We start from the raw sequence: 15121 nt of genomic DNA on the forward strand, positions 1-15121 counted from the left end.
AACTATTGCTTATTTTCAGTCATTGCCTTGATTTTGGCCTCATTTTCACGGCCTTTTTTATTGGTCATTCGAATCATCATGAAAGGAATAATCGCCAAGGCAAAGCAGAGTGCTGGGCCAAGATTGATAACGATATTCATACGCGTAAGTACTGCCTGAGAAAGATCGGCATGAGCCACATACCCGACAGCACCCAGAATTGCAATCCCGATCGCTCCCCCAATCGTGTTGCCAATCTGAGCCGCAAAACCAATTGAAGAACCAATTACGCCATCTGCACGGACACCGGTTCTTAACCAGCGATCATCAATGATTTCACCAACCAGGCCTTGCGATACCAGCGTAACCATGTTAAATGCCCCGTAAAAGAAGCCAGTTACAACAATAACCAAAGAATTCTTTGAGAAAAAGAAGATAACACAGCACACAAGCTCTAGAACACAAGACAAGACGCCAACATACTTTTTATCAAAATGATTCAGCAAATATGGGGTATAGAAATTTACTACCAACATCCCCAGCATCATTGCCGTTGAGAAGCTGGCCATCAGCATCGGCTTATGAACGATGTAGATAAAGTAGTACAGCATTACTCCTAAGCGGCCAAAAACTCCTGTCAAAAAGAGAATCATCGCCAGAATGAGCATACCTGAATCGCGATCTTTAATCGTTTTCCAAAATGATTTTAAAATTTCAGCAATTACATTGTGTTTTTCGTTTTGTGCCAGTGATCCACCACTGACAACCTCTTTAGATGAAAAATAGCAGATGTAGAAACATGGTACCGATAAAAGTGCAAAAATCAGTGCTACCATGAAATAGCCCTTGGAAGTTGAAGAATTGCCACCACCAAAGAAAATCAGCATTGGCATCGTTACCGCACTCATAATTACGCTCGCAACATTGGAAACAATACCTTTGACAGCATTCAACGATACCCGTTCCGTATTCACAGTGGTCATTGACATTGGAATGTACATTTCCGCACCATTAACCATCGCATATAAAATACTGCAAACCAGGTAGGTTACCGTACACCAGATTGCCTTTAGCGTAGTTGAGCCGTTAATATTTAAAAACATCAAACAGCTAAAGAGAGCCAAAAAAGGCGTGCCAAACAAAATATAAGGTCGATAGCGCCCCCATTTGGTATGCGTATTTTCAGCAATTGATCCAAAGACTGGATTCCAAAAAGCGGTCAAAATTCGCGCAACCAACATGACAGTCGAAATAATAATTGGTGTCAAGCCAACAACATCTGAGTAATAAACAGTTAAATATGAGCTCATCAGCGTCCATAACAGCTGGCTGCCTGCTTCACCCATCCCATAACCGATCTTACGCAGCATTGGATAGGAAACATCAGTCTTATTTTTAGTTAAGCTCGTGTCCATAGATATCTTCCTCCTTTGATGTTTATTATGTTAAGATAAAAAGAATCCGCTTTCTTTATTGAGAGGTTTTATTTTTTTAGCAATAGATATCAAAACAAAAGCAAAAACTAAAATTCAAGGAGAACTTTTTATGATTATTTCGGAAAGTAATCTTCTGCACTATATTCAGTCAAACTTTACCGACAGTCTTACCTTAAATGACCTGGCAGCAACGTTTTATATTTCTAAAAAACGCATTTCGGATATGATTCGAAATGCGACTGGTCGGTCATTTTCTCAATACTTGATCGACGTACGTTTAGAAGAGGCCGTCAACCTTTTGCGTAATACAGAGCTGCCAATTGCTGAAGTAGCTTTGCGATCTGGCTTTTCTTCCAACAGCGTCTTCAGTCAGATTTTTCACAAACGATACCAGATGTCCCCCAGTTCTTTTCGTCAGCATCTTGAAATCAAAAAAACCGGCAGTCTGGATGAAACAGTCCAAATTACTGGTTTTACTAATCTTAAATATCATCGCAAGTTTCCGATTGGCATCGTGGTTGGCAGCATTAGCCAGTTAGCCAATTACAACTTTCAGCAGCAGCTTTTGCATACGCTTAGAAAGCTTAATACCAAACGCATCGTCGTTAATGGCTTCTTTTTCCCCGATAACGTCATTGGCAGCTCATTGCAGAGTTTTGATGATTTAACCTTTATTAAGGCTGCCTTTGATTTCATCACCAGTCATCAGCTAGAACCGATTATTCAGCTGTCCATCAAGCCACGCTATATTAAGAGCAACAATCAAACCGTGGTCATCAACGAAATTCCTCAAATATCCTCTGACGATTTTGTCCATCGTCGGTTGGTCCAGCTGCTGACCTTTATTAAGAATCTGTACCCCACCTCTACTATCAGCAAATGGCGATTTTTATTTTGGTATGACCCAGTTGATACTAACTCGCCTAAACAATTCTCACTGTTTTATCAAAAGGTATACCAATTGATCAAGCAGATTCTACCAAAAGTAAACGTCGGCGCTGGCAGTTTTATCGTTCCACATGATCTGAATAATTTTCGCATCTTTTGTCAAAAATATTTGCCAAAACTCCCTTTAGATTTTATTACGTGCGATTTCATTCCTGACTTTTCCAACAGCAGGATTGGCAGTTTTAAAGAATCATTTTCCTCATTTGCACAGATAATCCAAGAATGTAACGTATTAGTTCAGCAAACTAGGAGTGCCAGTGGTCAAAAACACCTTCCTTTTTTAATCTCATCTTTTTCACTAAGCGCATCTGACCGCAATATTTTTAATGATTCGTTGGAAAAAGGCGCGCTGCTGCTTCAATTTCTGCTCCAAACCACGCTATATTGTGATGAGCTTTATATCTATGCCTTTTCTGACTATTCATCCGCATTTATTGACACGCATGGACCTCTGTGGGGTGGCAATGCCATCGTTTCTCGTGATGGCTTTTTTAAACCTAGCTGCTTTGCTCTTTATTTTCAGCAATTCGCTTCTACATCGATTATCGCTTCTGGATCGCATTACGTTGCCTACCAAATTGAAAAAGATCATTATTGTATTCTCTTTTTTAATCCTACCGATCTGGTAACCAAATATTTCAACCAAGCTGAATCGCTGGTCTCATCTTTTAATCTTCAAAACCTATATCAATCAGCCAATATTTTAAAGCTGCAGGTTACCATTGAATCTTCTCAAACTATGACGGCAACCTCCTATTACGTTGATGAGCATCACGGAAATCCACTATCATTGCTGAATGATTTAATCGTTCACGATATCATGAGCAATGAAGACGCGGCTTGGATCAATGCAGTCAATCATCCACAAAGAAAACGCGAATTACTGACAAACAATAGTGGCATGCTGGAATTCAAATTTACCGCACAGCCTCACTCATTCGGTTTGATTGAAATCAAGCCTTTTACTGAGCTTTAGCCTAATACTTAACTGCAATACGCATGATTTTGGCTAATAGCTTCATTTCAGTTTTGCGGTACAATTGAAACGTTGAGGGTATGATCGTACACAGGAGGATTTTATGATTAAGAACTATATTTTCGACATTGATGGCACCTTGATCAATACGATTGACATGTACATGCCGGCAATGATCGAAATCTTGGAGAAGCACGGCTACCATACTGATCCGGCCGATGTTGAGCAAAAAAAGCATGATTTGTTTGGCATTACCGGGATGGATGCCTTAAAGATTGCTGGCGTAGCCGATGACAAATTGCGCTGGCAGATGCAGCAGGAATGGATCAAGCTGGCCTACCAAAGAGAGGATCGCGTGACGGTTTTTGACGGTATTCCTGAAACTTTGACGCAACTATCCAAGCGGCCTGATGTCCAGTTGGCAATCGCTACTTCCAAGCTGCGCGATGAGTACGATCATCATTTTGCCAATCTATTTGCCTTTGCCAAGCTGTTTGACGTTGTAATCACCTCCAATGATACCGACCGTCATAAGCCTGATCCAGAACCGGTTTTGGCAGCTTTGAGTCAAATGCACGCCGCACCTGAAACTGCCGTTTATGTCGGCGACACGGTAAACGACGAAAAAGCCGCCCATGCTGCCGGAGTTAAGTTTGCCGCTGCATTATACGGTGCCGCCAATCCCGAGAAGATTATGGATGGTGACTTCTTGCTTCATCAGCCTACTGATTTGTTGAACATCTAATCAAAATAACCGCACTGTTTTCGGCACATGCCAAAACGGTGCTTTTTCTTTTAACAATAAAATAGGCAGCCAGTCTTTGTATTAGCTATCAAAGTACAGTCACCGAGTAAGCGTTTACAGAAAGCACTTGCATGATATAATGTATATATAAATCGCGCTATGAAAGAAGGCTGATTAAAATGGTCGCCAATAAACCCACTATCAAAGACGTTGCTCGTCAAGCCGGGGTTTCAATCGCGACGGTTTCACGAGTAATGGCCAAAAAAGCCAATACCTATACTCCTCAGACTGCCCAACGCGTCTGGGATGCAGCTGCCAAACTGGGCTATCAGAAAAACAGCGCGGCCGCAGAACTGGCGACGCGCTCCAGTGACAAGATTGCCGTAATCGTCAGCAATCCGCCAACCAATTTTTCAACTGGGATCTTGGATGGCATGCAGCAGACAGCCCTGGCTCATAATCGTCATATTATTATCCTTTACGCCGGCAATCACAGTCCCCAACTGCTCCATCAAGCAATTAAAGATGCTACGGCCGGTCCGCGCGCCGGTATTCTGCTGATTGGCAGCGAGATTGATCCGCAAAGTCTTAAAATGCTGCAGGATTCACAGCTGCCGGTTAGATTGGTTTCCAACTACTCTTATGAATTGCCGCTACAGTTTATCAGTTCTGATAATACTGAATTAGCTGCTCAAAGCGTTGAATACTTAATTAAAAAAGGCCACCGCCGCATTGGCCTTTTCGGCATTGATCATTCACATACTGGTCTCCAGCGTCGCGCCGGCTATCAAAAGGCCATGTATGAACACCACCTGCCAATTGAACAGGATTGGATTCAATATGGCGACTACAGCTATGAGGCTGGCCAGACCATCATGCAGCACTGGGCTGATCTCAAACTGAGCGCGGTCGTTGCTGCCAGTGATCTGGTTGCAATGGGCATCATGCGTCAGGCTGCGCAGATGGGGATCAAGGTGCCGCAAGATCTTTCCATCGTCAGCATTGATGGCACTTTTCTTTGCGAGGTTACAGATCCACAACTGACCAGCGTTACCCAGGACTTTTATCAAATCGGCGTTAATAGCGTCTTAGACCTGCTCGGCAATGCTCCTTCCGAACTGGTACCGTTCAAGCTGGTTGAGCGTGGCAGCGTAGCAGAACAACCAAAATAAAATCGGATTCGCCAATTGACGAACCCGATTTTTTAGTTTTCTTTTTTGCCAAACAAGGCTGCTAGCTTAGCTGCCATATCCGGATCAAGATTATCTGCCAACGTGCTTTCGGTCTCTGCTTTTTCTTCTTTTTTGACGCTTGTCATCTGTTCAAGCTCATCAGCAACCGCCTGCTCACCTAAGCGAATTGGGTTAATGTCCAATCGTCCGCCGGCTGCATCGGCATGACCGCCGCCTTGATAATAGGTTTCCGCAAACTTTGCCACGTCGACTTTGCCATTACTGCGCAAAGAAACGCTCTTGGGACTGATTACCAGCGCAGCATCCAGATCCGGCTGCTGCACCAACAGCTCATGCGCGATCTCTGATTTATAGTCGCTGGCATAGACGATTCCAAAGCGGTGCCCATCTGCCGTTGCCTCGACCACGTCTTTTAAGTGCGACTTTAAGTACTTGGCCCGTCGTTCGTTCAAGGTTTGAATCAGCAGATCATTGTCTTGACGATATGCCGTCCAGCCTTTGTCAAAAACGCTTTGCACAAAGGCTTCAGAATAATCAAGCGGATAAAACCAGAACAACTGATTGAAGTCATCAGCTGCCTGACGCTCTTTTTCGCTCATGTCGGGATCATTTTGCCAATCCCACGTATCATAGGCACGAATCAGCTCCACCAGTTCCGCCAACTGCTGCTGCCGATCTTGATTCAGCTTAACAAAGCCAGGCAGTTTCTTAAGCCAATCCCATACCAGACTGGTCGCGCTGGGACTGATTTTTGCATCAGCGGGCTTAACCGTATTGGCCGCAAACTTTTGTCGTAATGCCGCTTCAGTTTCATGATGGTCAAAAACCAGCCAGTGATTGGCAAACTGCTGATTGAGCTCCTGCATCGTATGCTCGCTGTCTGGCGTCATATCCATAATCCAGACATCCGTTGCCGTGGCTGCTTCGGGACTTTTGAACCAGTAGTCCAGCTCACTGTCGATTCTGCCGGCACCGATACTGGTCAGATCAAACTCAGCATCGGGAAACATAACGTCTTGGACCGTTTTGACCAATACCGGGGCCCCAAAGCCATCCAGATCGTTATGCGAAAAAATTTTAATATTGCGCTTAGCCATAACTAACTTCCTTTGTGATTTTGTCTTTATTATAACCGATTCAACAGCTAAACAAGCGCTTCGCCAACAAAACCGATCTGCTTTTTGATTTCGTCAGCAGGATCTAGCCAACAGCATCTGATTTTAAGAGACGCAGTGAGTTGAGAACAGCAATGATCGTGACGCCAACATCAGCAAAGACGGCCTCCCACATGGTAGCAATTCCTACAGCAGCCAGTACCAGGAAGATCCCCTTGATGCTGAGCGCGAAAATAATATTTTCAATTGCAATGCGGCTGGTTTTTTGCGAAATTGAGAAAACTTGCGGAATTGCGCCAGGATTATCATGCATCAAGACGATATCGGCAGCTTCAATTGCTGCATCTGAGCCAAGCGCACCCATAGCAATGCCGATATCACTGCCCGCCAATACCGGCGTATCATTAAGACCATCGCCTACAAATGCTACCTTGCCAATGGATTGCTGCTGGTATTCTCTGACAATTCGTAATTTGTCTTGGGGAAGCAGTTCTGCTTTGAAACTGTTGATTCCTAAACGGTTGGCAGTATTTTTGGCTGTTGCGTAATTGTCGCCGGTTAACATAACAATGTCTTTGATGCCTAGCTGCTTAAGTGATTTAATTGCTGCGGCGGCGTCATTCTTTAGTGTGTCCGCGACGGTCAGGCAACCAGCATAATGGCCATCATAAGCAACATAGACAAGCGTTCCCGTGGTTGGCGTAACGGCTTGAAATCCCACAACAGAGTTTTTTTCCATTAGTCTTGCATTGCCAACCAATAGCTGTTTTCCTTGATAGTTGGCTTGTACGCCATAGCCAACGATTTCTTGAATATTTGTCAGCTGTTCGGATGATTTAGGGAGTGGATCACTTTTAACTAATGCCTGTGCAATTGGGTGTGGAGAAGACTGTTCGGCTAATGCGGCCAGATGGATCAGCTGTTGGGAATCAATGTTAATTGGTGCTGTGGCGATGACGGAAAACTCGCCCTTGGTCAGGGTACCGGTTTTATCAAAAACAATGGTGTTGACCTTTTGAAGTTCTTCCAAGAAATTACTGCCCTTAACCAGGACGCCAATTTTGGAGGCTGCACCAATGCCGCTGAAATAGCTAAGAGGTACTGAGATTACCAAAGCGCAAGGGCAAGAAATCACCAGAAAGTCCAAGGCACGGTAGATCCATACCAGCCAAGACTGATTGAAGACTAATGGTGGGAGAATTGCCAAAATAATTGCGCTTAAGACGACTACGGGAGTATATACTCGACTGAATCTAGTAATAAAGTTTTCGACATTGGTTTTTTGTTCACTGGCATTTTCAACCAGCTCAAGAATTTTAGAAACCGTAGAGTCGTTAAACGTTTTTTGAACCTTAACTTTTAGCGTACCATTAACTGCAATCGTACCGCTTAAAATCGAGGTTCCTTTTTCAGCCAGAACGGGTTTGGTTTCGCCAGTCAATGCTGCAGTATTGAGATAAGAAGAACCATCCACTACGATGCCATCCAAAGGAACCTTTTCACCTGGTTTGACCAGCAGCGTGTCACCAACTGATATCGTAGCAGGATCGACAGTTTGCACCTTTTGATCATCACCTAGGATGTGGGCCGTTTCAGGACGCAGATCCAGCAAGTCGGTAATTGAACGACGTGAACGATTAACGGCAAGGTCTTCAAAAAAGTCGCCGATCGTATAGAAAAGCATTACCGCAACAGCTTCTGGCCACTGTTGGATTGCTAGTGCTCCTAAAGTTGCCAGAGACATTAAAAAATTTTCATCAAACAGCTTACCGTGCATCAAATTTCGACCAGCTGTTTTAAGAACCGGAAGACCGGCAATTAGGTAAGCTAATAGAAAGCAGCAGATGTTAAACAGGTTGGCTTGTGGCCAGCTAAAGCCAATTAATAGCAGCAGACTGCTGCCAAAAATTCGTTTGATGATTTGGTGCTGTTCAGCAGTTAGTGTTTTCCATGCATTGATCATCGTGATCTCCCTCACTTCCTCATAAATATATAAACATATAATCACTTATTTATATTATAGCTAAATTTTAACATCATCATGCTGGTTTGGCAATGATGATGTTAAAAGCAATTGATAGCAGAATCCCTAATCCTAATTTAAACGGTGGGCACGGGCCTGCTCTAAAATTGTAATGATATGCTGATCGGCTAATTGATAGACAACATATTGACCTTGCCGATTGCCAATGACCAAGCCGGCATTTTTAAGGACGGCTAACTGGTGGGAAATGGCAGGTTGAGAGACTTCTAGTTGATCGGCAATTTCATTAACTGTTAGTTTTCGTCCGGCCAGCATTGAGATTATCCGGTAGCGGGTTTTATCCCCAAAGGCCTTAAAAAGCTCCACCATTTTATCGACTTCTTCATCACTGGGGAGATTGAAGTAACTGTTTTTTTCAGTCATATTATCACCTTGGAATAATTTTAATCGGCGCTGACGTATTTTGCCATGTCCTGACCGCTGCTTTCGTAGGCATTGTTGCCATTGAGAGCCCGGAAAATGGCGCGTTCGACAGCGGTATTGCTGGTCGTAGCGGCAATCGCAAATGGCCGGTCGTTGCGCTTGGCATGGTGCGTGGTCAGCTGACTGATGCGATGATGAATGCGGTCGATGCAGACGACAATCAGATCGGCATCCTTAACGGCCCGTTTGATCTTGCTGCTGGAGACGTTTTCTTCCATTGAGGCATCCAGACTGTAGAAGACGCCGTGGTGCTTGGCAACGACGGCTTTAAGATCCTGCACGCGGTCACGGGCTCCAGTTACCACTAAGACGCGTTTTTGATTAAGGTCGTAGTCAAGCTTGTCGCTGTATTCGTGGCGCGTCTTTTTAACTTTTTTAGGCTGCTGCAGCTTGCGAGGCGATTTGGTCGTATCAAACTCGTGCTCGCTGTGGATCCAGCGAATCTCGCCAGCCTTGGCATCGCGCATTCCATTGCCGTGATCATAGTAGGCAAAGTCGATAATCATACCGGGCTTGAGATTGCGGCTGGCATATTTGTAAGGATCAATCACGATGGTGTTGGCGTGTGACTCATCTAGGATCGAATTGCCCTTGAGCGTCTTTTTGATCTGCAGGACGTCTGAGCCGGCAACTGGTTCCAAAGTGGCATATTCAATGACTTTGGTTGGCGTTGTGCTGATTGCCAGATGGTCATTGGTAACACGATTGATAACGGGCAGTTTGCCATGGATCAAGCGCTGACGGTCCAGCTGCACGACATCGCCATCATTGATTGGAAACGGCAGCTTGTGCAGAATGCTTTCCGAATAGAAACGGTGATTGATTTCCGCGCCGCTTAACAGGCGGTGGACTGGATAGCAGTTGTCGCGTGCCAGCAGTTCGACTTCCGAAAGCTCGGGTGCAGCTGCTGGTTCAGTCGGCGCTTCGTCTTTAGCAGTGACGGGGATGTCTCTTAAATAAGCCTGGTTGGCAGCTGCTTTAGCCGTTGAGCGTTCTGGCTGCTTATTGATTTGCGGTTTTTTGGATGTTTCATGCGGCTTGGGCGTTGGTGCCGCGGTCTGATTGATCAGCTGACCTAGCGAGATCTTTGGGGCAGTGACGTTACGCCGAATCTGATAGCTTGGTTTGACAGCTTGTTTTTCAGTAGACGTCGGCTCTTTAACTGGCTGCAGCTGATTAAGCAGGTCGACGATGATCGTAAGACTGCGCTGGGTCTGCAGCAGACTTTCCGGGTCGCTGGTAGTATGGTTCAAAAGTTCGATTAGTTCGTGACGATAATCATAGACCATTACAAGTACCTCTTTTCTAAAAGTTGACTGATTCCATCTTAGCAAAGCCAAGCGAACATGTCAGTTGCCAAGCGTGGATTGGTTTGAATTTGTGCTTTTAAGCAGCGAATGTTTAATCAGCCAAACGAACTGTTGATTAAAATCATCAAAACGTTCCATAGTGCAGCGTGCCCGGTTGCTCTCAATGAATAAATCTTAGCTCACGTCTCATCGTTTAGTATTCTTAATATAATAATGGCGCTATTCCGAATTCACTCGGAAATAGCGCCATTATCTTCTTAGTCTGTTTAAAAGCATTATTCATTGTCTAACTTGGCAGCCACATCATCAAAGCGATCCTTGATGTATTTAGCCGAAGCAGCCAGCTTGTCTTTTTCTTCATCAGTCAGATCAAGCTGCAGCTGCCGAACCAGGCCTTGACGACCAATGATGGCAGGGTAGCCGACATAGGTGCCGTATTCTTCGCGGAAGTTGGAAACTGGCAGCTCAGCGTGCGCATCATTCAAAACGGCCGTAACCAGACGCAGAGCCGCTGCCGCAATCCCAAAGTTGGTGTGCTTCTTGCCATGGAAGACGACGTATCCGCCTGCTCGCACGTCTTCGGCCAATTGATCCAGATCAACATCGTCACGATCCTTAGCCAATTCGGTTACAGGATGGCCCATGACCCGTACCTGTGACCAAGCAGAGAATTGCGAGTTGCCGTGTTCACCCAGGTTATAGCCAGATACCGAGCGCGGATCAACGTCAAACTTTTGACCAACGACTTTTTTCATACGTGAAGTATCAAGCAGCGTCCCCGTACCGATTACCTGCGTCTTTGGCAGACCAGTGTACTTTTGGAACAGCGCGGCAATCACGTCGCAAGGATTACTGATTGAGACCAGCACGCCATGGAACCCGACTTCTTTTAATTTAGTACCGACTTCTTTAGCGGCCTTGCTGGTAACCTTTAATTCAACAAATCGATCATGCTTGGCATCGTCGTTCTGTACGCCGATACTGCCGACCGCGATCACGACGACATCGGCATCGGCTAAGGCTTCATAGTCGTTGCGCACCACTGTGGTATGAGTTGGCAGATTGGCCGCCGCGTCTTCAAAATCGGTTGCATCCGAATTCAGCTTTAGCTCGTTGGTATCAATCAATACCAGCGTATCCGCCGTCCCTGCTACCAGCATATTGTTAGCCAGCGTTGAACCAACATTCCCTGAACCAATAACACCAACTTTTCGCGTCATAATTACGCACGACCTTTCTAATCTTTTTTTAATCTTTTAATTTATGACTAAGAATTTAACATTTTTAGATTCAAAGTCAACTCATTTTAAAAAAACTAAATTAAAATAAGATTGATTCTTTTAAACAGCCGCCTTTCAATTAATTTATTTAATAAAAATAAGCAGCCGGCTTAATTATAGCTGACTGCTTATTTGTCTATGATTTGCGCAAGCTCAGTTTCTCGACGTTTAAGACCTTATCCAGCCAGCCTTGATAAAAGCTTTGCTCGTGGCTGACCAGGATCAGGTTGCCGGGATATTCCTGCAGGGCTTTTTTAAGTCCTTCCTTGGTTTCATCATCCAAGTGATTGGTTGGCTCGTCCATGATTAAAAAGTTTGATGGCGTCAGTTCCAAAATAGCCAGCTTAACCTTGGTCTGTTCACCACCAGATAACAACGACAGCGGCTTTTGTGTATTAGCGGCATTGATCCCTGCTTTGGCCAGCTTTTGTCGAATCGTCTTTGGCTGCATGGTTGGAAAAAGATTTTGAATCGTCTCCAGTGGCGTCAGATCAGGCTCATCCCACACCAGATCCTGATCAAAGTAGTTAATCCGTGCTGAAGGCGAAAAAGCTGCCGTCCCCTGTAGTACTGGGATCTTGCCCAGAATCGACTTGATCAAAGTTGACTTGCCGACACCGTTAAACCCGGTAAACAGCAGCTTTTCACCCATCGTCATCGAAAACGTCACGGGTGCGAGCAGCGGATGACCATAGCCGACTGACAGCTGATTGACCTTTAAGGCGTTGGCAGATCCGGTATTTTCATAAGGAAAGTGAAACGTCGCCTTTAGATTATCAGTTGGCGGGTCAATGCGCTTCATCCGAGCCAGCATCTTTTCACGGGATTTGGCCATGGTTGATTTGGAGCCTGCTTTGTTTTTGCGAATAAACCGTTCTGCCTTTTCAATGACTTCCTGCTGCTTTTCGTATTCGCGCTCCTGGGTCTCCTTGCGCTCAGCCTTTTGCCGCATTGCCTGCTTAAAGCTGCCGCGGTACTTGGTGATCTTGCCAAATGCTACGTCACAGATCGTGTTGGTTACGCGTTCCAAAAAGTCGTAGTCATGTGAAATAATCATGGCCGCGCCGTCAAAATCATTCAGATATTCAATCAGCCATTCGATGTGCGCGGTATCCAGATAGTTGGTTGGTTCGTCAAGCAGGATCACGTCTGGATTTTCCAGCAGCATTTTGGCCAAAATAATTTTTGAGCGTTGGCCGCCGCTCATTTCGGAAACGACATGGTCCTTGCCAATATCATTTAGCCCCAGCCCATTCATAACGCGCTCAATTTTGGTTTCGACCTCGTAAAAGTCAGCCGCGTCCAAACGTTCCTGCAGCCGGCCAGCTCGTTCCAAAAGACGATCATCCATTTCCGTGGCATATCTTGCATAAAGCTCATTCATCTGCTCGTTGACATCATAAAGTTCCTGGAAAGCCGTATGCAGAAACTGGATCAGCGTCATCCCCTGCGGAATATCAACATATTGATCCAAATAGCCAATCTTGGTGTTTTTCTGCCATTTGATGTCGCCCGCGACCGGCAGCTCCTTGCCAATCAGGATTTTAATCAAAGTTGACTTGCCGGCCCCGTTTTGACCAACGATCCCCATATGCTCATGTTTTTCCAATTGAAAGCTGGCATCTTCATAAAGCTTCTTGTCGGCAAAGCTCATCGTCAGGTTTCTAACATCCAAAACCGCCATTTTCTCTCTCCTCATCTAATTTAAAAAATAAACAACGTGCTTTTCATGTTAGCACAGACTAAGCTTGCCGTTCAATCAGCAGTGACGGGCTTCTGAGACCTTGAAAGTATTTATCAGTGCTAAGATAGAGTTGTTGTATTGTTACAGAATTTAAAAAGAAGGCATTTCATGGAAATTTTGACAATCTTAGGCAGTCCCCACGATCCTGCCGTTTCAACGATCTTAGCACATCAATTGATCAAAGGAGCCCAGGCAGCAGCCAACCACGTTATGATTTTTGACGCCGGCCATCATCCCTTGGCTCCTGTTAAAATGGATGCCGACAATCACTTATTGCCGGGTGATGCTGTAACTGAACGACTGCTTGATCAAATGGTAGCCGCCGATCTGATCGTTTTTGCCACGCCAATGTTTTATTATGGTATGTCCTCGCAGATGAAGGCCGTCATTGATCATATGGGCGAGCGTGATGAACAGCTGCATAGCGCCAAGCAGGCTATTTTGATTGCCAGCGCGCCGCATAACGATTTTGACCCGTTAAAGTCTGAATTTAAGGCAATTTTTGACCACCTGGGCTGGAAGTTTGCTGGACAGGTCTTAGCCGGCAAAGAAACCACACCACATCATCTAAGATTTTATCCTGACCTGGCCTACGAGCTGGGCAAAAGTCTTAACTAAATCGCAAGTAGGCCTGTAGCAGTTCTGCCAGTCATTCCGGCCGCTAAGTCAATTGATGACGGCCTTTTGCCTCTGCCAGGTTCAAAATGACTTCATATTTTTTTCAAATAGTCTTCACTGCCCCATCACTTTGTCTTGTTAAATTAAAAACCGTGCGGAATTTCGCACAACTGAGCAAAAAACAAAAACATGGAGTGATTACTATCAAGAAAAAAGCAGCTAAGGCCTTAATTGCTGCCGTGGGTGCTGCCGGAGCCATGACCGCCGCGCAGACGACTGCCCATGCCGATACTACGGTTACCGTAGCTTCGGGCGACACGATCTGGGCCTATGCACAGCAATACAAGACCACGGTTTCTTCAATCGTTTCGGCAAACTCACTTTCCAATCCAGATCTGATCTTCCCTGGTCAGCGGATTACGATTCCAGAAACGACCATCAATCGACAAAAGAACAGCCAGCGTCAGACGACTAAGACTACGACGGCCAGTTCCACGGCTGGTTCCGTCAGCGCCAGCGTTTTTGCTGATTCAAGCACCAGCTCAAGTTCAGCGGCAATTGCTTCCAGTGCTTTAGATACTGCCAGTCAAGCCGCTGCCTCAACGACGGTAAGTGACGCTTCAACTGACACCGAAACGACCAGCACAGTGTCAGCTCAGTCTGCTGATTCAGAATCTGTTCAATCGGCTTCGTCAGCTAGTGAGACCGCCACTGCAGCAACCGACTCAACTGAAGCAACGACTGCTGCAACAACTACTGCGACGACGGCAGCCGCAACGACTGAATCAGCGGCCAGCACGGCATCTTCAGCCACCTATGAGTCCAACTCAGCCGCTGCCAATGCCGCAATGGCCAACTACACGATTACCTATGGCTTAACGGACGCCGCCAGTGCCAGCGCAAGCACCACTTCAACGGCATCAACCAGCCACGTGGCAGCAGGTCAGGGACTGGCAACAGCGCAGTCAATGATTGGCGTTCCTTACGTCTGGGGCGGCAATACGCCAAGCGGTTTTGACTGTTCCGGACTGGTTCAGTACTCCTATGGTCTGTCCAGCAGCTATCGCACGACGACCCAACAGGCAACGCTGGGAACTCACTACTATGATGTTGAAAACGCACCAGCGGGAGCCCTTTACTTCTGGGGAACCGATTCGGCACCATACCACGTTGCAATCGCAGAAGGAAACGGCAACTACATTCAAGCGCCAACTCCTGGTCAAAACGTGCAAGAAGGCAATATTCAATATTACCGTCCTAACTACTACATCGTTATGCAGTAGCTTTAAAACTTATCAACATTCCTATCA

General features: G+C 45.6%; 12 protein-coding genes. 5 read left to right on the forward strand and 7 right to left on the reverse strand.

Annotation, left to right across the window (positions count from 1 at the left end):
- Positions 1 to 2: 2 nt before the first annotated feature.
- Positions 3 to 1394 carry a glycoside-pentoside-hexuronide (GPH):cation symporter gene (locus ABC765_RS10325; RefSeq protein WP_347980392.1) on the reverse strand — a complete coding sequence of 464 codons (1392 nt, stop codon included), beginning with the start codon at positions 1392 to 1394 and terminating at the stop codon, positions 3 to 5.
- Between the two features lie 130 nt (positions 1395 to 1524).
- On the opposite strand from ABC765_RS10325, the gene ABC765_RS10330 reads away from it, so the two are divergent.
- The 3 genes from ABC765_RS10330 to ABC765_RS10340 all read left to right on the forward strand — a co-directional run bounded on the left by ABC765_RS10330 (position 1525) and on the right by ABC765_RS10340 (position 5256).
- Positions 1525 to 3339 carry a helix-turn-helix domain-containing protein gene (locus tag ABC765_RS10330; RefSeq protein WP_347980393.1) on the forward strand — a complete coding sequence of 605 codons (1815 nt, stop codon included), beginning with the start codon at positions 1525 to 1527 and terminating at the stop codon, positions 3337 to 3339.
- A gap of 103 nt (positions 3340 to 3442) precedes the next feature.
- Positions 3443 to 4084: an HAD family hydrolase gene (locus ABC765_RS10335; protein WP_347964088.1), complete on the forward strand. Its 642-nt coding sequence runs from the start codon at positions 3443 to 3445 to the stop codon at positions 4082 to 4084.
- Positions 4085 to 4263: 179 nt separating this feature from the next.
- Positions 4264 to 5256 (forward strand): LacI family DNA-binding transcriptional regulator, encoded by a 993-nt coding sequence (locus ABC765_RS10340; protein ID WP_347980394.1) that lies wholly within the window; start codon positions 4264 to 4266, stop codon positions 5254 to 5256.
- Between the two features lie 32 nt (positions 5257 to 5288).
- Here ABC765_RS10340 and ABC765_RS10345 read toward each other — a convergent pair whose 3' ends face one another.
- The 6 genes from ABC765_RS10345 to ABC765_RS10370 form a co-directional block, all read right to left on the reverse strand.
- Entirely contained in the window at positions 5289 to 6374 is a 1086-nt protein-coding gene (locus ABC765_RS10345) for a phosphoesterase (protein ID WP_347980395.1), read from the reverse strand.
- A 103-nt stretch (positions 6375 to 6477) separates the two neighbouring features.
- Complete coding sequence (locus ABC765_RS10350; protein WP_347980396.1) at positions 6478 to 8355, reverse strand: heavy metal translocating P-type ATPase; 1878 nt, start codon at positions 8353 to 8355, stop codon at positions 6478 to 6480.
- A 132-nt stretch (positions 8356 to 8487) separates the two neighbouring features.
- Positions 8488 to 8799, reverse strand: a complete 312-nt coding sequence (locus ABC765_RS10355; protein ID WP_143112830.1) for a helix-turn-helix transcriptional regulator — start codon at positions 8797 to 8799, stop codon at positions 8488 to 8490.
- A 20-nt stretch (positions 8800 to 8819) separates the two neighbouring features.
- A complete protein-coding gene (locus ABC765_RS10360; protein WP_347980397.1) occupies positions 8820 to 10148 on the reverse strand; it encodes a DUF2325 domain-containing protein in 1329 nt (442 codons plus the stop codon).
- A 296-nt stretch (positions 10149 to 10444) separates the two neighbouring features.
- Complete coding sequence (locus ABC765_RS10365) at positions 10445 to 11389, reverse strand: L-lactate dehydrogenase (protein ID WP_347953849.1); 945 nt, start codon at positions 11387 to 11389, stop codon at positions 10445 to 10447.
- A gap of 196 nt (positions 11390 to 11585) precedes the next feature.
- Positions 11586 to 13133, reverse strand: a complete 1548-nt coding sequence (locus tag ABC765_RS10370; protein WP_347953850.1) for an ABC-F family ATP-binding cassette domain-containing protein — start codon at positions 13131 to 13133, stop codon at positions 11586 to 11588.
- A 168-nt stretch (positions 13134 to 13301) separates the two neighbouring features.
- Here ABC765_RS10370 and ABC765_RS10375 point away from each other — a divergent pair, with 168 nt between their 5' ends.
- Entirely contained in the window at positions 13302 to 13811 is a 510-nt protein-coding gene (locus ABC765_RS10375) for an NAD(P)H-dependent oxidoreductase (RefSeq protein ID WP_347953851.1), read from the forward strand.
- 194 nt (positions 13812 to 14005) lie between these two features.
- Positions 14006 to 15094, forward strand: a complete 1089-nt coding sequence (locus tag ABC765_RS10380) for an NlpC/P60 family protein (protein ID WP_347953852.1) — start codon at positions 14006 to 14008, stop codon at positions 15092 to 15094.
- Positions 15095 to 15121: the final 27 nt, after the last annotated feature.

Origin of the sequence: Limosilactobacillus sp. WILCCON 0051, from assembly GCF_039955095.1 — a bacterium.
Lineage (GTDB): Bacteria > Bacillota > Bacilli > Lactobacillales > Lactobacillaceae > Limosilactobacillus > Limosilactobacillus allomucosae.